Raw genomic sequence first — 18,107 nt, 5'->3', positions numbered from 1 at the left:
TATGGTCCTTTGTGGTCCTTGAATCGGAGCGGGATTAGAGCGGGATATTGCCGTGCTTGCGCATCGGACGCGCCACGGTCTTGTCACGGAAGAAACGCAGTTGCGCTGCGAGAACCGCAGGGGTTTCGCTTGGGAGGATGACCGAATCGATCAGACCGCGCTCAGCGGCCTTGTACGGGTTGAGCATCTCGTCTTCGTAGTCGCGCTCGTACTTCGCAATCAGTTCGCGGAGCTCCTCGTCGCTCACACCGGAGTCGCGGGCGTTAGCAATGTCTTTGCGGTTGATAAAGCCGACTGCGCCAGACGCACCCATCACCGCGATCTGCGCGGTCGGCCACGCCAAGTTCACATCGGCGCCGAGGCCCTTCGAGCCCATCACGCAGTACGCGCCGCCGTACGCCTTTCGCATGGTCACGGTCACCTTCGGCACGGTTGCCTCGCCGTAGGCGTACAGCAGCTTCGCGCCGCGGCGCAGAATGCCGCTGTGTTCCTGGTTCGCGCCGGGCAAGAAGCCGGGAACGTCCACCAGCATGACAATTGGGATGTTGAAGCTGTCGCAGGTGCGGATGAAGCGCGCGGCCTTTTCCGCCGAGTCAATGTCCAAGCAACCTGCGAGCACCATGGGCTGATTAGCGACGAAGCCCACCGGCTGGTCCTCAATCCGACCAAACGCAGTGACGACGTTTTCAGCGCGCTGCTCCATGACCTCCAGGAACTCGCCGTCGTCCGCGATATGCGCAATCACGTCGCGGACCTCATAAGGGGTGTTCGGCGAGTCTGGGATCAGTGAATCCAGCGCGGCAGCATCGGTGGCGTCTGCCTCTGCATCGGTTGGGGTTGCCGGGCGCGGCGCCGACTTCTGGCGGTTGTTCGACGGCAAGTACTCGAGCAAGTCAGCCACCCAGTCGAGCGCATCCTCGTCGGATTCCGCAACGTAGTGGCAGTTGCCGCCCTGCTGCATGTGGATCCAGGCGCCGCCGAGCTCCTCCTGCGAGATCTCCTCACCCGTGACCGTCTTGATCACATCCGGGCCGGTGACGAACATCTTCGAGGTCTCATCCACCATGACCACAAAGTCGGTCAGTGCGGGGGAGTAGGCGTTACCGCCGGCGCAAGCGCCCATGATCACGGAGATCTGCGGGACCACGCCGGAGGCTTCGATGTTGTGCAGGAAGGTCCGCGCGATCCAGTCCAGCGATACCGCGCCGTCCTGGATGCGGGCGCCTGCACCTTCATAGAGGCCGATCAGTGGACGACCGGTGGTGACGGCAAGGCGCTGAATCTTGGTCATCTTCTCGCCGTAGACCTCACCCAACGCGCCACCGAAGACGGTGCCGTCCTGGGAAAAGATGCAGACCTCGCGTCCGTCGATCGTGCCGAATCCGGTGACAATGCCATCCGTTGCCGGCCGCTTCGCCTGCATCCCGAAGTCATGGGTGCGGTGGCGGGCGTGCTGGTCGAACTCCACAAACGAGCCCTCGTCCAGGAGGTAGTCCAAGCGCTCACGTGCGGTCAGTCTGCCTGCTGCGCGGACCTTCTCCAGTGGTTTTGATCCCATCGGCTCGGCCGCTTCGGTGCGTCGTTGCACGAGGTCATCGTGTTTTTGGGCTGTGGTCGCCGGTGCCGGGATTGGCGCCGGAACCGCTGCCTTTTCAGTCTTATGTACACCTGTAAACGTATTTGGCATGCTGGCATTCTAAACCTACGAATCCGTAAGTTACTAGTCGGTAGGTAAATTCCCAGCCACACAGCAGGTTCTATTACGAACGCCAACCCCCGATGGACATTCAAGAAACTAGGCTTTGACCATGCATATCGGCATCGACCTCGTGGACGTTTCCTCGTTCGCCCAACAAATGGAATTCCCAGGTTCTACCTTCGGTTCTGTGTTCACCGACCGCGAGATACGCACGTGCAACACGAAACCGAATCGTGCTGCATCGCTCGCCGGACGCTGGGCGGTAAAGGAGGCTTACATCAAAGCCTGGTCCCAAACGATCATCGGCCAGCCCCCGCTTATCACCCCGGACGAGCTCAACTTCGCCGAGATAGAAGTAGTCAACGACGCATTCGGGCGACCTGTGGTCCAGTTGCACGGTGAGGTCGCACGGTTAGGCCCCCACGTCCAAAGCGTCTCCCTGAGCCACGACGGCGACTATGCGATTGCCACCGTGATCGTGGACTAGGGGCGCTTGGCCGGAAGGCTTACCGCCACGCCTGGGCGGCACGGACGAAGCCGGCTGCAAGGGTGCGGCCGGTGTGGGTGAGGTGGTCGTCGTGAAGCGAAAGCTCCTGGGTGACGGCGGCAGCGTCATAACCGCTGCGCGCGGCCCACTGACCTGCAACATCGGGGGAGCATTCGGGGTGGAACTGCACCGAGACGATGGAACCGAGACGCATCGCCTGGATGGGGCAGCGGGCACTCGAGGCGAGCAGTTGCGCGCCGGGCGGGAGCGACACCACTGCATCGTGGTGGGATTCGACCACAACCAATTCGGGATCGAGGACGCCGAAAAGAGGATCGGCAAGACCAGCTTCGGTCAGCGACACTCGTGCGGCGCCCTCTTCGTCCTGACTGGCTAAGCCGACGGAAACTTCGCCCCCGAAGCAGTCGGCGATGATCTGGTGGCCAAGGCAGATACCCAGCACCGGCATGCCTGACGAATGAGCTGCGCGAAGGAGATCGTGGACGGCGGGCAGCCAAGGTGCGGCCTCGGTGTCCAGGGCGTTGGTGCGACCGCCGAGGAGGATGAGGGCGGAGGTGGTGTCGTCGATACGCGGTGGCGTTTGGTTGAGATCGACGACATCGAGCTCAGCGCCGGCGCGTTCGAGCCATGGGCCGAGGCGCTGGAGCGGGCTGATCGGGTCGGGCTGGAGAACAGTGATGCGCATGGTCAGAGGTCAAAAGAAGCGACGCGACGCATTTCATCAGTGACACGGATCTTGCCTTTGCCCTCGCGCTCTCTCTTGAGGATCAGCTTTGCGAAAGCAATCTGGCCACGGGGCGGACGTTCTCCCTTAACATCCTGAGCTGTCTCAGGGCGGTTACTCACAGTCATCGCTGCTCCTTTCGTGGGCTTCATCGTAGCGAGTAAACAACCCCCGGTTCCCTCGAATGCGCATCGGGTTAATATGTGGTGCATGCAACGCGTGCTTTCCGGAATCCAGCCCACCGCCGACTCCTACCACCTGGGAAACTACTTAGGTGCCCTGAAACAGTGGATTGACCTGCAGGACGGCTACGAAGCGTTCTACTTTATCCCCGATCTGCACGCGATCACGGTGGACCAGGACCCGGAAGAGCTGCGCCACCGCACGCTTGCTGGCTGTGCGCAGTTGATTGCGCTGGGTATTGACCCGGAGCGTTCCACCCTGTTTGTGCAGTCCCACGTGCCGGAGCACGCCGAGCTGACTTGGGTACTGCAGTGCCTGACTGGTTTTGGTGAGGCCAGCCGCATGACGCAGTTCAAGGACAAGTCGGCCAAGCAGGGCCAGGACCGCACGTCGGTTGGTCTGTTTACCTACCCAGTGCTGATGGCTGCGGATATTTTGCTGTACTCGCCGCAGTTGGTGCCGGTGGGTGAGGATCAGCGTCAGCACTTGGAGCTCACGCGTACGCTGGCGGAGCGGTTTAACTCCCGCTACGGCAAGACGTTCACGGTGCCGGAGGGCATGATCGTGGAGGGTGCGGCGAAGATCTACGACCTGCAGGATCCGACGTCGAAGATGTCCAAGTCGGGTGCGAACCCGAAGGGCATTGTGAATCTTCTGGACGAGCCGAAGACCTCCGCCAAGCGCATCCGCTCCGCCGTGACTGACAACGATGGCGTGATTGCCTACGACAAGGAAAACAAGCCGGGCGTGTCCAATCTGCTGGTGATTCAGTCGGCGCTGACAGGCAAGTCGATCGACGACATCGTCGCCGGCTACGAAGGCCAAGGCTACGGCGCGCTGAAGGTGGATACGGCGGATGCGCTCGAGGCGTTCACCACGCCGCTGCGCGCGCGTTACGACGAACTCATGTCGGACCGTGCCGAACTCGAAGCCATCCTCGCCCGCGGTGCCGAGCGCGCCCGCGAGGTGGCATCGCCGCTGCTGAAGGACGTGTACGAGAAGGTTGGGTTCTTAGCGCCGAAGCGCTAAGGGCTAGCGGCGGAGCCAGGTCCGTTTCCGGCGTAGCCTCAGCGCTTCGCTCGTGCGGCCCGCAGGCCGTTCAAGATCACGATGACTTCGGCGACCTCGTGAACCAACACCACGGCGGCTAGGCCCAGCACGCCGGTGATCGCCAGCGGCATCAACACGATGATGATGGCCAGAGACAGCACGATGTTTTGGTTGATGATCCTGCTGCCTCGGCGGGCGTGCTGCAGAGCCTGCGGGATCAGCCGGAGGTCGTGGCCGGTGAAGGCGACGTCAGCGGACTCGATCGCGGCGTCAGAGCCGGTCGCTCCCATCGCAATGCCCACCGTCGCGCCTGCCAGTGCCGGCGCGTCGTTGATGCCGTCGCCGATCATCGCCGTCGGCGTCTTGGAGGAGAGTTCGGCGACGATGTTTGCCTTGTCCTCCGGTCGCAGCTCGGCGCGCACGTCGTCGATTCCGGCGATTTCAGCCAGCGCCCGGGCGGTGCGAGTGTTGTCGCCGGTGAGCATGCTCACTTCCACGTCGTTGGCGTGCAGGGTCTGCACGGCTTCGGGAACCTCGGGACGCAGCTCGTCGCGGACACCGATCGCCCCGGCGAGGGCGTCATCGACGGTGACCAGGACGCAGGTCTGGCCCTCGGACTCCATGCGCTCAACGTCTGCCTTCAATGGCCCGGCGTCGATCCACCGGGGGCTGCCCACCAGCACTCGTCGGCCTTCGACGGTGCCGCCGATGCCATGCCCGGCTTCCTCGCTGATGTCCGAGGCGGTGGGCGCTTCGGGCGCCGCTGCCGCGATCGCCGCGGCGAGGGGGTGCGTCGATTGCTGCTCAACTGCCGCCGCGAAAGCAAGCACCTGAGCCCGATCGAATCCGTCCGCCGGGACCACGCCGGTAACCTCGGGCTGGTTGCGGGTAAGAGTTCCGGTCTTGTCCACCGCCAGGTGACGGATGCCACCGAGCCGCTCGAACGCCGCGCCGGATTTGATGACCACGCCGAACTGGCTGGCCGCGCCGATCGCGGCCACGACCGTCAGCGGCACGGAGATTGCCAGCGCGCACGGCGACGCTGCGACCAGAACCACCAGCGCACGGGTGATCCACGTCTCGGGGTCGCCCAGCAGCGAGCCGATCACGCCGACCAGCACCGCCAGGATCATCACCCCGGGCACTAGGGGTTGGGCGATCCGGTCGGCGATCCGGGCGCGGTCGCCCTTTTCCGCCTGTGCCTGCTCGACCAGGTCGACGAGGGTGGTCAGCGAGTTGTCCGTTCCAGCTGCGGTCGTCTCGATCTCCAGCACACCGGCGGAGTTGATTGCTCCCGCGGGTACCTCGTCGCCGGGTGCGACCTCCTCCGGAATGGATTCTCCGGTGATCGCTGAGGTGTCAAGGCTGGATCGTCCGGAACGAATGATGCCGTCCGTGGCGATTCGTTCCCCGGGGCGCACGAGCATTAGCTCGCCAACCACGAGGTCCTTCGCTGCGACCTCGACCGCCGTGCCGTCGCGCAGCACCGTCGCGGTCTGCGGCACCAACTTCAACAGTGCCCGCAGTCCGCTCTGGGCCCGGTCCATCGCCTTGTCTTCCAGTGCCTCGGCGATCGAGTACAGGAACGCTAGCGCCGCGGCCTCTCCGACGTAACCGAGGATCACCGCGCCGACCGCACTGATCGTCATCAGCAAGCCAATGCCGAGCTTGCGCTTCGTGACAAGGTTCCGGATCGCGCCGGGCGCGAACGTGTACGCCCCTAGCAGCAGGCCGACCCAGAACAGTACTGTCGCGGGTGTCTCCAAGTCGGACCAGTCCAGCGCCAGACCTATGAAGAGGGCTATGCCGGAGAAGATCGGCAGTAGCAACTCGGGGTCCTTCCACCATGGCCGATCGAGCTCTTCGACCTCCGCGGCGGGTTTGTGTTCGCATCCACACGCTGAACTCATGCGTCCGCTCCCTTCTCGCCGCAGCCGGGGACCGAGCACTCAGAGTCGATGCATGGGGCGTTTTCGTCGACAGCCAGCGTCGCGTTGACCAGCGCGTTGAGCGCTGCCGCGAGATGCGGATCGGCGATTTCGTAGCGGGTCTTGCGGCCCTCCGGCTCAGCGACGACGATGCCGCAGTCACGCAAGCAGGTCAGATGGTTCGAGACGTTTGAGCGGGTCAGGTCTAAGTCGCGCGAAAGCACGGCTGGGTAGCTCGGGCCGTCGAGTAGGGTTATCAGGATTCTGGAGCGCGTCGGATCCGCCATGGCCCGGCCGAGCCGGTTCATGACGTCGAGGCGTGAAGCAATAGTCAGCATGTGCTGAACTATACAGTATGTACTGAACTGACCTGAAATGAGAGGAGCCTGCCGCCACCCCGCACCGGGCAACGCCCCTGCTACGTTGTCTCGCAGGCTCCTCTACGATGTGTTCGGTAAAGCACACTCGTTTAGAAGGGACGTCCGTCGATGGCAACCTCGACATCGCCGCGTAAGGCGTACACCGACGAACAAGGAATCGAGCGCGCCTCGAAGCAACAGCAAGAAGGCCTAGAGGCGAAAGTAGAGGAGAAGGCGCCCGCTGCGGCTCACGTGCTGCGGATGAACGAGCGCTTCGGTACCGAAGGCGGCAACCAGCTTGCCGGTGGCATTACGTACTTCTCGGTGCTGTCGCTGTTTCCGCTGCTCATGCTGATCTTCGCCGGCCTCGGTTTCTTCCTGAGCGCTCGGCCGGATTTGATCCAGGAGATCGAAAACCAAATCACCTCCTCGGTCGACGGCGATCTGGGCGACATGCTCAATGAACTGGTCAATGCTGCTATTGATCAGCGCGGTGCCGTCGCTGGTATCGGTTTGCTAACCACTCTGTGGTCCGGCCTGGGGTGGATGAACAACCTGCGCGTGGGCGTGTCCGCAATGTGGAAGGTGGATGCGAACGAAGGCGGCAACTTTGTCACCAAGAAGTTGGCGGACCTGCTGGGCCTGATCGTGCTCATTGTCCTGTTCGTGGTGGCTGCAGGCGTGACCGCGGTTGGCGTGTCCGGCTGGACCAGCACCGCAATGGAGCGCCTCGGCATCGGTGATTTCCCGGGCGCGCGCCTCGTGGTGTGGGTCGTTGGATTCCTGGTCAGTGTGCTGGCCAGCTTCTTGGTCATGCTGTGGGTGAACATGTACATGCCGCGCACGAAGGTGCCGGTGAAATCAGGTCTGAAGGGTGCGCTGCTCGGCGCGGTTATCTTTGCCATCTTGCAGCAGTTCGCAGGCCTGGTGATCTCTTCCGCTACCGGTAACCCGGCGGGTGCAATCTTTGGCCCGATCATCACCCTCATGGTCGTGCTGTACCTGATCTGGCGCGTGGTGCTCTACGTTGCAGCATGGACTGCGACGACGCAGGAGTCCCTGGACGCAGCCCCGGCGGAGGTTCCGGAGCCGGCCGTGATCAACATCCGTGCAGGTGCGGTGCGTAACACCGATAAGTCGGCGTCTACCGGCAAGGCGCTTGGCGTCGGCGCCGCGCTTGGCGCTATCGGCGTTGGCCTCGCTTCCGTGCTGACGCGAGACTAACCACAGCGGCAAGCAACGCGAGGGCCACAACGCCCGCAACGACAAGGTAGGACCACCAACGGTTCCAGGCCGTCTCCTCTTCCATACCGGAGTTCTCTTCGGGCGTGGGGGAGGGGGCGGCCTTCGTCGTTTCAGGGGTGTTGGTCTCTGGGGGCGCTAGCTTTGCGACGACACCCTCCACCCCATACGCCGCATGCAGCAGCATCTGCGCCTGTTCCCAGGCGCGGTGTTCGTGGGCAGTGGTGTCGAGGACGACGGCGACGAGGCGGCGGCCATCGTGGTTGACCGCACCGACGAAGGTGTGGTTGGCGTCGTCGGTGTAGCCGGTTTTTCCACCGATGCCGTCAGGGTCGTTGAGGTAGAGCTTGTTGTCATTCCACAGCTCAAAGGCTGGTAAGTCGTCGAATCCGGGGAACGTGTAGGACTCGGTGGCGACGATGTCCGCGAACGTGGGGTTCGCAAACGCCGCTTTGTACGCCAGGCCCATATCCCACGCGGAGGTGGACATGCCGGCGCTGTCCAGGCCGGAATACGAGGTGGCACGGGTATCGGTCATGCCGAGTGTTTTGGCCATTTCGTTGATCTTCAAAAGCGTCATCTCGTTGCCGCCGAGCGCCTGGGCGAGCGCGTGGGCGCAATCGTTGCCAGAGGCCAACAGCAGACCGTGGAGCAGGTCGTTGACGGTATAGTCGCCGCCCTCGCCGATGCCTGCGGCGGAGCCTTCCTGGCCCGCGGACTCGGCGGATACCGGCACTTTCTGGTCTAGCGGCAGTTCGTCGATCGCCGCCAATGCCAACAGCACTTTGATGATCGATGCCGGACGGTATCGTCCGTGCGGATCCTTCATCGCCACCACGTCGCCGGAATCCAGGTCAGCCACCAGCCACGCGGATGCGAGCACGTCCTGCGGAACCTCGTAACCGTCGGCGACGCTGACCCCACACGGCCCGTCGTAGGTCACCGGCAACGCGTCCGGCGTGCTTGTGGCCCGTTCTGAGGTGGAGACAGGCTCCGGCGGCCAGGTTGCCTGCGGGCAGTTATCGGTATCGGGTGCTTTGTCGCGCTTGGGTGGGACCCAGTTGCCGGTGTCGTCGTAGTAGCCGGTGGTGGGGGCGGCCGGCTCGATGGCATCGGTTGGGGCGGGGGTTTCGGCGTCTTGCGCGTTCGCTGTCAAGCACAGCCCCATGCTCAAACACACCACCGGAACTGCTGCCAACGTGCGCTTGATCATTTAGGACCCCTTCTGTTTGTAGCGGGTGACGAGGCGGTCGATGAGCTCGTCGGTAAGTTTCTCATCGGAAAGAATGATATCGAGCATGTCAGCATGCATCGCCTCAGTTTCCTCCGGATCTGGTTCTACCTGGTCATCGTAGGAATCGCCGGAGAGATCCATGCCGATGCCGTCGAGGAGCCCCTCGTCTTCAACAGGGGTGTCAATTCCCGTGGCTTCTGCGAGCATCTCCGCATCAATAGCGGGGAACTGGGTGGTGAACTCGGTGAGGAAATCGTCCGCATCGCTCATCGCCTGCGCCGGGCGCTTGCCCTTGCGGATCTCCGCATCGATGCGACGCTGCAACGCCTTCTCCATCTGGCGGTGGCGCCAGGAGCGCACACGGGTTGGCTCCAACTCGCGGGCCACCGCGCGTGATTTGTTCTCAGCCTTGCGCGCAAGCGTGGCTACCTGCGTCGCCGTCGCGTTCACAGTGGTATTTACCGGAGCGAACTCCGAGTCGGTGGAAATGCGCCAGTTGCCGTAGTAGCCGAACAGGAACAGGGCGAAACTGGCAACAGGTCCGAGAATCATGCCCCAGGCGAGGTAGCCAGTGGCGTTGCCGATCAGCGTGATCACTGCACACGCCACTGCCGGCAGCACGGTGGGTTGGTTACCGCCAAACACTGACGGTTCTTGGCCGGTGACCACGTCGCGGATCATGCCGCCGCCGGTCGCGGTGAAGACACCCATCATGATGGTGGGCACAACCGGAAGCCCGTACTGGATTGCTTTCGACGCACCCGTGGACGCCCACAATGCGGAGACCAACGCGTCGCCATGCGATTGCAAAAATTCCCATGCGCGGCCCTTGAAGTAGGTGAACCTGGCGATCAACGCGCCGGTAAACGCAAGGATCAGGTACTCAGGCTGGCTCATTGCTGCGACGGTGCCCTCGTTGATCAGCACGTCGCGCAACATGCCTCCGCCGAGTGCGGAAAGCATCGCGATGAAGAAAAACCCCACGATGTCGTAGCCGAGTTGGCGTGCCAGGGTGCCGCCAATGACACCCATGAGGAGCACGCCGGAGATGTCCATCCAGTGATAGATGGCGTTGATGAGGGGGTCGACCTGGTCCACTGCCATAGCCGACCATTCTAAACCTCAGGTCTTAGAACTTGGAGAAGCGCTTGATCAGCTGGTTTTCCATCTCGGTCCACGCTTCTGCCTTATCGGTGAACGGTGCGGACGGAACGTAACCGGCGGCGCGGGTGGAGCCAAGCATGTACGCCAGGTAATCCTGCATGCGCGGGTTGGTCAGCAGCAGGGAGTTCAGCGAATCGTCCTTCGCCCAGTCGGCGGCGTCCGCGAGCAGTTCGTAGGCCTTGGCCATCTGCTTGGTGTCTACCGCGTCGGTGCCCTTGGCAATGTCGGCGGCGATGCCGTTAAACGAGTAGGAGTTGTCCGGGTGAACCTCCACCTTGAGATCACCAGCGTTTGCCGCGTTGAGGATGTCCTGCCAAGTGGACACGCCTGCGAGGTCGTGGTCGTCGTTTTCCAAAATCCAGCGGCCGAGGTGCTTCGTGGACGGGAAGGTGATGATCTCGCCGTACTTACCCAAGAACACCGGCGCGCCGTTCAGGTACGTGCGCAGCGTGTACACGCTCTGGCCCTGGATGGAAACCTTCACCGGGTCGATGCCAGCAAGGCCCCAAACGGAGGAATCGTACGGGTCCTGCGCGGCGGCCTGTGCCTGCTCGTCGGCGCGGCGCTGCTCCTCAGCCGCTGCGCGTGCTTCCTGTGCTTCAGCAATAGCGGTGGTTGCTGCGGCAACCTCGTTCGCATCGAGATCTTGCGTATCGACGACACGCACCACCTCATCCAGCGACTCCACAACCTGCTTCCAATTGGTCAGCACAACGCGGCCCACACCCGACCATTCAGACATGCCGTTCTCGCCCGCGTAGTGGTCCGCGCCACGGTTGACGTTGCCCAAAATGGAGTGGGAGGCGAAGAAGATCTGCGCATGCTCAGCGCTGGCCACCTCGGCCAGCGAACGCGACACCTGGAAGACGCGTGCCAGCGACGAGACGTTCTCGTGGCTCGGACGACCCGCTAGGAAGTTCGGGGCGCCAATGATGTCGTAGTACTGCTTGTCACCCGGCACGACGCGGTCGTCGCCCTGAGTGTTAAACGCCTCCCACTTCGGGTGGTCACTCAGGTCATGCGACGGGTTGGTGTTGAGGTAGGCCAGAAGCTCCTCGGGGGAGTTGAAGGCGAGGACCGATTGGTCGTCGCCAAGAAAGGCCTGCCACTGCGTGCCCTTCTCTTTCCAGGTTGGGGCCCACAGGGTGTAAAAATCGCCCTCGGTCAGGGACAGTTTCACGGGAAGGATCGCGCGGGTACTCATGGGGTGAGAGTCTACTCAACTCACAGCCAGCAGATTAACCGGTTGGCCGCCAGAACCCGTAGAACGGCATTCCGATGTTCTCGGTGCGCACCGGGTTCATCTGTACCGGGTCGCCGGCCTCAATCATCATGCCGTCGCCTGCGTACATTGCGGCGTGGCCCGACCAGAGCACAAGATCGCCCGGCTGCAGTTCCTCGTAGGACACCTGCCTGCCAACCGTCTGGTCGGCCGCAACGCGAGGAATCTCCATCCCTGCCTGGCTGTAGGCCCAAGATGTCAGCCCTGAGCAGTCGAAGCCGCCGGGGCTCGACCCTCCCCAGACATATGGCGTGCCGAGTTGGCTTTTCGCTGCGGCCACTGCGGCTGCGCCGACAGGGGAGCCACCCTGTGCTGGCGCTGGCGTGGGCTCCGGTGGAGGAGCAGACATTGGCGTGACCTCAGGCGGAGCAGGCGCGGGGACCGTGGCTGCGGGTTTCGGTGCAGTCGGCAGCGCCGCGGCCACAAGCTGGCGCGGGGATGATGGCACCGAGGCCGATAGGCGCTGCAACTCTGCGTTCGCTGCCTCACCGAGCGCGCCCGGACCCGGCATGACACGGGCGGCCGCCGCAGCGGTCGACGCCCCCAGTTTCGTCGCAAGGGCGCCCAGGTCCTTCTCCAAGCTCTGCAAAGCCGCCATCGCAGCATCGAGCGCCTGACAGACTTGAGCCGCGACAAACGCCGCTGCACCAATTGGGCCGATTGGTGTCGCCGCAAGCGCGGGCGCTGCCGCGGCGTTGCGCATGAGACCGATTGCAATAGAGACAAGCTCGGCGACCGCGGCCGAAGCGCGGACTGACCCGCGCAGGACTGCGTCACTGATATCTGCACGGTAGGCCGCCAGGTCGGATGCAGCCTGCAGCCTGGTTTCTCCGCTCGCGTTAGCAACCTGTGCGAGCGGGCCGAAGTCCTTGAAGTCCGGCATGCGATAGCCCGGAAGGGTCGGAAAATCGATGATGTCTGCCATGGACAGAATCTGTGCCGCAGCAGTACCGATATCTAACGAGAAGTTCAGGTGGCGGTTGTTTGTCACTGACGGCGGCCCGCCTAGCGAGGAAAGCGCGTCGAGCATGGTGCTAAGGGTGGGGTTCATAGTGTCGCTCCAAACTTGTGGCAGGTGGCGGTATCGACGGCGCACGCAGCATCAACGGTGAGGTCCATGGTTGCGGCGATGCGCCGGGCTTCGTCGCGAAGCAAATTGGCGTCGCTGTTCGCTTGCTCGATAGCGGTGGACACTGCGTTGTGGAATTCGCTCAATGGCCACACATCGGGCACTGGCACATGGTTGAGGGCGCGCAGCGAGGCTGCGTCGTTGCGTAGAGAATCGGTCATGGAAAACACGGATGCGGAATCAAATTGAAAGACAGTCATGCACATTGGACGGCGAAAACCCCACGCCGGTTCCCTCGTAGGAGAAAAAACTTTGGTGAATTAGCATGGGCGGCATGGACATCACGGTTATTAACCACCCGCTGGCTGCTTCGCGGCTGACCATTATGCGCGACAAGCGCAGCGACAACGCAGCTTTTCGTGCGGCGTTGGCCGACCTCGGCGCAATGCTGATCTACGAGGCGGCGCGTGATTTGAAAGTCGAGCAGTTCGACACCGAAACCCCAGTTGCGGTCGCTCAAGGCACGCGGCTGGCCACCCCGCCGATCATCGTTCCGATCATCCGAGCCGGTCTGGGCATGATCGATCCAGCACTGTCGATGATCCCGGACGCCCAGGTGGGCTTCATCGGCTTGGCTCGCGACGAGAAGACCCACGAACCGGTGCCGTACCTCGAAGCACTGCCCGACGATCTGTCTGGACAGCCGGTGTTCCTGGTGGACCCGATGCTGGCAACCGGCGGCTCGCTCATCCACGCCATCGATCTGCTTGTTGGCCGCGGTGCGGACGACATCACCTGCATCTGCATGGTCAGTGCACAGCCGGGCGTGGATGCGCTCAAGGCTCACGGCGGGCCTGTCCGCCTGGTTACTGCGACGATCGATCCGTCGCTGAACGAGGACGCCTACATCGTGCCTGGCTTGGGCGATGCCGGTGATCGTCTCTACGGTCCGCGCAACATCGACCTCTAACGCGCATAACGCGCGCACAGTACAAGCGCAGCGCAAGGTCTACGCGCCACGGAACCGAAAATAACCGTGGCGTGCACACTTGCGCTGCGCTACATTGTGAGCACAACGGCACAACAGCACAACAGCACAACGACACAGCCAGGGGGAGAGCTGTCATGGGGGAATTGCTACCGGACTCGCACTGGGCCAGCTACGCGCTGGGCTTGGGAGAACGTATTCGCGCGCTGCGCATCATGCGGGGGTTGAGCCAAACGCGCCTTGCGGAACTCGCTGGAGTGTCGCGCTCGCTTGTGTCCAACATTGAGCGCAACGACTACAACGAGCGGGCTGCCGACCCAACCTTAAGCACTCTCTACCGCATCGCTCGTGCGCTGCACGTGCCACCTGCGATGCTGTTGCCGGGCAGTCTTGATGATGTCGACGATGCCTACGTGCTCCAAGGCCCTGACGCCAAAGTGGAGGCGATCATGTTCCAGTGGCCCCGCAGTCCGTACGACACTGCCCGGTTTTCCACCGCCTATCTTCAACCCGGCGCACCGAGGGGAACACCAGTGTTTAGCGTTGCTGAACAGATTCAGCACTGCACTGAAAACGCAGTACCGAAAAAGCAGTGCGCTTCTAGCGTGGCGACGACCCCGGCGTAGACTCTGTGCAACATATGCACTTGCTTGTACCCGCTGTACAGGACGACCTTAAGGGAGGACGCGTGAGTAACGCCGGAATCGCTACAGCCGTGGCGGCTTGGTTTGATCAAAACCAGGACAAGGTCGTGGGGTGGCGTCGGCACATTCACTCACACCCGGAGCTATCCAACGAGGAAGTGGAAACTACCGAGTTTTTGGTCAACGTACTGGAGGAACATGGTCTGAAGCCGGTGCGCTTCCCGGGCACCGGGTTGTATGTGGACCTTGGTCCTACCGAAGGCAAGCGCTTGGCATTTCGCGCAGACATCGATGCGCTGCGTGTGCCGGAGCAAACCGGTTTGCCGTTCGCGTCGGTGAACCCGGGCGTGTCGCACTCGTGTGGCCATGATGTGCATACGACGGTTGCTCTGGGCCTTGCGTGTGCGTTGTCCACGATCGAGCTTGAGCAGGGTGTTCGCGTGATCTTCCAGCCTGCGGAAGAAGTTATGGGCGGCGGCGCGCTGGACGTGGTCAAGTGGGGCGGGTTGGAAAATGTTTCCGCGATTTATGCGGTGCATGCCGAGCCGCATATCCGTGTTGGGGAGATCGGCGTGCGCACCGGTGCGATCACCTCGGCGTCTGACGTGATTCGTATCGAGGTCCAGGGCCCCGGCGGACATACGTCGCGCCCGCAGTTGACCGCCGATGTGGTGTACGCAATCGGTGCGCTGATTACTCAGTTGCCGGCGTTATTGTCGCGCCGGGTGGATCCGCGCACAGGCACTGTGTTGGTGTTTGGCCACGTCAATGCGGGTGATGCGGCGAATGCGATTCCGAAAGTGGGTGTTTTGGAAGGCACGTTGCGCACGGCGGATATTACGACGTGGCGTGAGATCGAGGACTTGATTACGGACCTGATCGACCTTGTCGTTGCGCCGACCGGTTGCACGTACCACCTGGATTACATCCGCGGTGTGCCGCCCGTGCTTAACGACGACGCCGCCACCGCCCTGGCCGTCCAAGCCGCCCGGTCCGTGGACCCGCACAGTGTTGTCTCCGCCCCGCAATCCAGCGGTGGGGAGGACTTTTCGTGGTACCTCGAGCACGTACCCGGCGCGATGATGCGCTTGGGTGCGTGGAACGGTGAGGGTGAGCCACAGGATCTGCACCAGGGGAACCTGAATGTTGATGAGCGGGCGATTGGGGTTGGGGTTCGTTTGTTCGGTGCGATTGTGGAGCAGTACTTCCGGGTGGGTGAGGTTTCTCCGGCTCCGGGTAGACTGTGACGTTGTTTAACCTGTCACGTCAAGTCTGAAACTTTGAGGAGAGCCGTTTTGTCCAAGAAGATTGTCATCATGGGTGGAGGCCCCGGCGGATACGAGGCCGCGCTGCTCGCGTCGAAACGCGGCGCAGACATCACGTTGGTGGAAGATTCTGGGGCTGGCGGCTCGGCGATCCGTAAGGACGTTGTGCCGTCGAAAAGCTTCATTGCGGGCGCGAACATTAAGACGGACTTGCGCCGCGCGGACGATATGGGGCTCAACCACACGTTGGGTGACGCGAAGCTGTCGCTGCTGGCGCTGAATGAGCGTGTGAAGCAGTTGGCGGCGGAGCAGTCCAGTGACATCCGCGAGCAGCTTGAGCGCAAGGGCGTGCGCCTGGTCAAGGGGCGTGCGCGCTTCTCTGATAAGCAGGTCGGTCACACTACGCATGACATTGAGATTGTCACCGAGTCTGGTGAGACTGAGCACGTCAGCTGCGACATGGTGCTTGTGTGCACGGGTGCGAGCCCGCGTGTGCTCAAGGGGGCGGAGCCGGACGGCGAGCGCATCCTGAACTGGCGTCAGATGTATGACCTGCAGGAGCTGCCGACCCACCTCATTGTGGTTGGTTCTGGCGTGACTGGTGCGGAGTTTGTCTCTGCGTTTGCGGAGCTGGGCGTGAAGGTGACCATGGTTGCTTCCCGCGATCGCATTTTGCCTCACGACGACGCCGACGCCGCCGATGTCTTGGAGAAGGTCCTGGCGGATCGCGGCGTGCAGTTGGAGAAGGACGCGCGTGTGGAGCGTGTGGAAAACACGGGTGACGCTGTGGTCGTGCACACCACTGATGGCCGCGCCATTGAGGGTTCGCACGTGATGATGTCCATCGGTTCTGTTCCGAATACGGCAGATTTGAACCTTGAGGCCGCAAAGGTGGAGACCACCCCGTCCGGCCACATTCATGTGGACCGCGTCTCGCGCACTAACGTCGCCGGCATTTACGCTGCGGGCGACTGCACGGACCTCATGCCGCTGGCGTCGGTTGCGGCGCAGCAGGGCCGCACTGCCGTTGACCACGCGATGGGCGACGGTGTCAGCCCGATCCGCCTGAAGACGGTTGGCAACGCCGTGTTCACCCGTCCGGAGATCGCTGCCGTGGGTGTCACCGAGCAGGAGATCCGCGACGGCAAGGTTGAGGCAGACATCTACAAGCTGCCCTTGTCGACGAACCCGCGCGCCAAGATGCGTTCCCTGCAGTACGGGTTTGTGAAGATTTTCGCCCGCAAGGGCTCCGGCCAGGTCATCGGCGGTGTGATCGTCGCGCCGACCGCATCCGAGCTGATCTTGTCGCTGACCATCGCGGTAACCAACAGCCTCACCGTCACCCAGCTGGCTAACTCGATGGCGGTGTACCCGTCGCTGTCGGGCTCGATTACCGAGGCGGCTCGCCGCCTGATTACAAAGTCGGATCTGGACTAGCCGGAAACGCACGTTGGGGGCAGCGGGTGCGCGGACACGTCGCGCACCCCGGACCAATCGGAGTAGCTGATGCCGGGGCCAGATCAAGGCCGTCGGCGTACACCAGTTGGGGTGCGTATGCGGCGTCGCAGCCAAGCGCTACGGCGTGCTCGCGCCGGGGCTGACCAAAGCCCACGGCGGGACCCTGCACCATGCGCGCAACCCACATCTGTGTGCGCCCGTCCGGGGTGGTGGAGACCTGCCTGGTCACACGGTTTGGGGTTTCAAACGCACGGTGCACCACCCATAGCGGGCAGGTATCGCCGGAGACGGCGAAGCGGAACGACGTGGTGGCCTGGCGCTTGGACACATTTCCTGCGCGGTCGGTGCGCATAAATACAAACGGCACAGCCTGCGCGCCGGGGCGCTGCAGTGTGCCGAGGCGTTGGCAGGTGGATTCGAATCCGGTGCCGAAGCGGGCCGAGATGACATCGATGTCGTAGCGCGTCTCGTGGGCAGCCTGCAGGATCTCCGTGTACGGCATGGTGACGGCAGCCGCGAAGTACTGGGCTAAGCCGTGGGTGGTGACGTTGCGGGCCGGGGTGTCGTCGATACGCGCAATGAGCTCTGATATCACGTCGCCGTGGGCGAGATTGCTGTAGCGGTAGGACAGCTCGAAGCACTGTTGCGCTTCGCTCAAGCCTGAGCGCAGGCGGATCTCGCGGGTGGTGGTGTCGATGTCGGAGCGACCCGACTCCACAGGCTGGTTGAAGCGCACGGTGTAGCCGAAGTCGCGGTCGAGGACCGACGCAAGACGGGTCAGGCGCAACTGGCGGCCACCAAGATGCTCCGCAAGCGTTTCGGCCGCTGAATCCAGGGAGTGGAAGTAGTTGCTGTGTTCCTGGAAAAAGCTGCGTGCGTACTCGTAGGGGTTGGGGGCTTGCTCGTTGAGGCGCTCGGGGATGGTTCGGACACGCTCCGCAAGGGTAGGGAAGTGGCGGGCGAATTCCTCCAGCTCGTGCTGCGCGATGCCGGGGAGCAGTTCCGAAAGGGCGGCTGCGGTTTCGCGTTCGGCGTCGCCGGAGAAGAAGGAAGCATCCACCCCGAAGGCGGACGTTAACTGCAACAACACCGTCGCCGTGAGAGGGCGCTGATCGTTTTCCAACTGGTTGAGATAGCTCGGCGAGATACCGACGAGGACCGCCGCATCGGCTTGAGTGAGGTTGCGAGCGGTGCGCAGTGTGCGGATCTGACCCCCCGCGTACAGCTTTGCCATCGTTGATTTTGCTCCTTCTCAGCCGCTTGGCCTGGTGATTTGCAACACTTTGCAAGTCTGCCAGTTTCAGGACGCA

General features: G+C 62.8%; 18 protein-coding genes. 7 read left to right on the top strand and 11 right to left on the bottom strand.

From position 1 onward, the window contains the following. Nucleotides 1-34: 34 nt before the first annotated feature. Nucleotides 35-1,687, bottom strand: a complete 1,653-nt coding sequence (locus HMPREF2690_RS08765; protein WP_083320358.1) for an acyl-CoA carboxylase subunit beta — start codon at nucleotides 1,685-1,687, stop codon at nucleotides 35-37. Nucleotides 1,688-1,808: 121 nt separating this feature from the next. Between HMPREF2690_RS08765 and HMPREF2690_RS08760 the strand changes: the two genes are divergently transcribed. Continuing rightward, nucleotides 1,809-2,186, top strand: coding sequence for a holo-ACP synthase AcpS (locus HMPREF2690_RS08760; protein WP_070422877.1), 378 nt, complete (start codon nucleotides 1,809-1,811; stop codon nucleotides 2,184-2,186). Between the two features lie 19 nt (nucleotides 2,187-2,205). Here HMPREF2690_RS08760 and HMPREF2690_RS08755 read toward each other — a convergent pair whose 3' ends face one another. Beyond that, on the bottom strand, nucleotides 2,206-2,892 hold the full coding sequence (locus HMPREF2690_RS08755; RefSeq protein ID WP_070820683.1) for a type 1 glutamine amidotransferase: 687 nt from the start codon (nucleotides 2,890-2,892) through the stop codon (nucleotides 2,206-2,208). A gap of 2 nt (nucleotides 2,893-2,894) precedes the next feature. After that, nucleotides 2,895-3,059: an RNA helicase gene (locus tag HMPREF2690_RS11985; protein WP_101732482.1), complete on the bottom strand. Its 165-nt coding sequence runs from the start codon at nucleotides 3,057-3,059 to the stop codon at nucleotides 2,895-2,897. A 73-nt stretch (nucleotides 3,060-3,132) separates the two neighbouring features. On the opposite strand from HMPREF2690_RS11985, the gene trpS reads away from it, so the two are divergent. Further along, nucleotides 3,133-4,143, top strand: a complete 1,011-nt coding sequence (gene trpS, locus HMPREF2690_RS08750) for a tryptophan--tRNA ligase (protein WP_070570522.1) — start codon at nucleotides 3,133-3,135, stop codon at nucleotides 4,141-4,143. A 38-nt stretch (nucleotides 4,144-4,181) separates the two neighbouring features. Here trpS and HMPREF2690_RS08745 read toward each other — a convergent pair whose 3' ends face one another. Both HMPREF2690_RS08745 and HMPREF2690_RS08740 read right to left on the bottom strand, forming a co-directional pair. Further along, the gene (locus HMPREF2690_RS08745) at nucleotides 4,182-6,074 is read right to left on the bottom strand and encodes a heavy metal translocating P-type ATPase (protein ID WP_070820682.1); all 1,893 of its coding nucleotides are present in this window, start codon (nucleotides 6,072-6,074) and stop codon (nucleotides 4,182-4,184) included. After that, nucleotides 6,071-6,430 (bottom strand): Cd(II)/Pb(II)-sensing metalloregulatory transcriptional regulator CmtR, encoded by a 360-nt coding sequence (locus HMPREF2690_RS08740; RefSeq protein ID WP_070820681.1) that lies wholly within the window; start codon nucleotides 6,428-6,430, stop codon nucleotides 6,071-6,073. Before HMPREF2690_RS08740 ends, HMPREF2690_RS08745 begins: the two co-directional genes overlap by 4 nt. Before the next feature lie 150 nt (nucleotides 6,431-6,580). Here HMPREF2690_RS08740 and HMPREF2690_RS08735 point away from each other — a divergent pair, with 150 nt between their 5' ends. Then, nucleotides 6,581-7,675, top strand: coding sequence for a YhjD/YihY/BrkB family envelope integrity protein (locus HMPREF2690_RS08735; protein WP_070820680.1), 1,095 nt, complete (start codon nucleotides 6,581-6,583; stop codon nucleotides 7,673-7,675). Here HMPREF2690_RS08735 and HMPREF2690_RS08730 read toward each other — a convergent pair. The 5 genes from HMPREF2690_RS08730 to HMPREF2690_RS08710 are packed head-to-tail and all read right to left on the bottom strand — an operon-like array spanning nucleotide 7,635 to nucleotide 12,702. Beyond that, nucleotides 7,635-8,906: a D-alanyl-D-alanine carboxypeptidase family protein gene (locus HMPREF2690_RS08730; protein WP_245167944.1), complete on the bottom strand. Its 1,272-nt coding sequence runs from the start codon at nucleotides 8,904-8,906 to the stop codon at nucleotides 7,635-7,637. The two genes, HMPREF2690_RS08735 and HMPREF2690_RS08730, sit on opposite strands and share 41 nt — an antisense overlap. Next, nucleotides 8,907-10,031, bottom strand: a complete 1,125-nt coding sequence (locus tag HMPREF2690_RS08725) for a trimeric intracellular cation channel family protein (protein WP_083279474.1) — start codon at nucleotides 10,029-10,031, stop codon at nucleotides 8,907-8,909. 25 nt (nucleotides 10,032-10,056) lie between these two features. Next, nucleotides 10,057-11,295 (bottom strand): hypothetical protein, encoded by a 1,239-nt coding sequence (locus tag HMPREF2690_RS08720; protein ID WP_070820679.1) that lies wholly within the window; start codon nucleotides 11,293-11,295, stop codon nucleotides 10,057-10,059. A 34-nt stretch (nucleotides 11,296-11,329) separates the two neighbouring features. Beyond that, nucleotides 11,330-12,424 (bottom strand): C40 family peptidase, encoded by a 1,095-nt coding sequence (locus HMPREF2690_RS11730; RefSeq protein ID WP_245167945.1) that lies wholly within the window; start codon nucleotides 12,422-12,424, stop codon nucleotides 11,330-11,332. Further along, entirely contained in the window at nucleotides 12,421-12,702 is a 282-nt protein-coding gene (locus HMPREF2690_RS08710) for a hypothetical protein (protein ID WP_070482391.1), read from the bottom strand. The genes HMPREF2690_RS11730 and HMPREF2690_RS08710 overlap by 4 nt, the downstream gene beginning before the upstream one ends. Before the next feature lie 74 nt (nucleotides 12,703-12,776). On the opposite strand from HMPREF2690_RS08710, the gene upp reads away from it, so the two are divergent. The 4 genes from upp (at nucleotide 12,777) to HMPREF2690_RS08690 (ending at nucleotide 16,776) form a co-directional block, all read left to right on the top strand. Continuing rightward, nucleotides 12,777-13,412, top strand: coding sequence for a uracil phosphoribosyltransferase (gene upp / locus HMPREF2690_RS08705; RefSeq protein ID WP_070422880.1), 636 nt, complete (start codon nucleotides 12,777-12,779; stop codon nucleotides 13,410-13,412). A gap of 155 nt (nucleotides 13,413-13,567) precedes the next feature. Further along, nucleotides 13,568-14,056 (top strand): helix-turn-helix domain-containing protein, encoded by a 489-nt coding sequence (locus tag HMPREF2690_RS08700; protein ID WP_070482389.1) that lies wholly within the window; start codon nucleotides 13,568-13,570, stop codon nucleotides 14,054-14,056. A gap of 62 nt (nucleotides 14,057-14,118) precedes the next feature. After that, nucleotides 14,119-15,321, top strand: a complete 1,203-nt coding sequence (locus HMPREF2690_RS08695) for an amidohydrolase (protein WP_246815296.1) — start codon at nucleotides 14,119-14,121, stop codon at nucleotides 15,319-15,321. 48 nt (nucleotides 15,322-15,369) lie between these two features. Next, nucleotides 15,370-16,776: an NAD(P)H-quinone dehydrogenase gene (locus HMPREF2690_RS08690; RefSeq protein WP_070450406.1), complete on the top strand. Its 1,407-nt coding sequence runs from the start codon at nucleotides 15,370-15,372 to the stop codon at nucleotides 16,774-16,776. Here the strand turns inward: HMPREF2690_RS08690 and HMPREF2690_RS08685 are convergent. Further along, nucleotides 16,754-18,031 carry a helix-turn-helix domain-containing protein gene (locus tag HMPREF2690_RS08685; protein WP_070820678.1) on the bottom strand — a complete coding sequence of 426 codons (1,278 nt, stop codon included), beginning with the start codon at nucleotides 18,029-18,031 and terminating at the stop codon, nucleotides 16,754-16,756. The two genes, HMPREF2690_RS08690 and HMPREF2690_RS08685, sit on opposite strands and share 23 nt — an antisense overlap. Nucleotides 18,032-18,107 lie beyond the last annotated feature (76 nt).

It is taken from the genome of Corynebacterium sp. HMSC034E11 (genome assembly GCF_001835905.1).
Lineage (GTDB): Bacteria > Actinomycetota > Actinomycetes > Mycobacteriales > Mycobacteriaceae > Corynebacterium > Corynebacterium coyleae.
The sequence above is the reverse complement of the archived record's forward strand: the minus strand, read 5'-3'. Positions and strand labels throughout refer to the sequence as shown.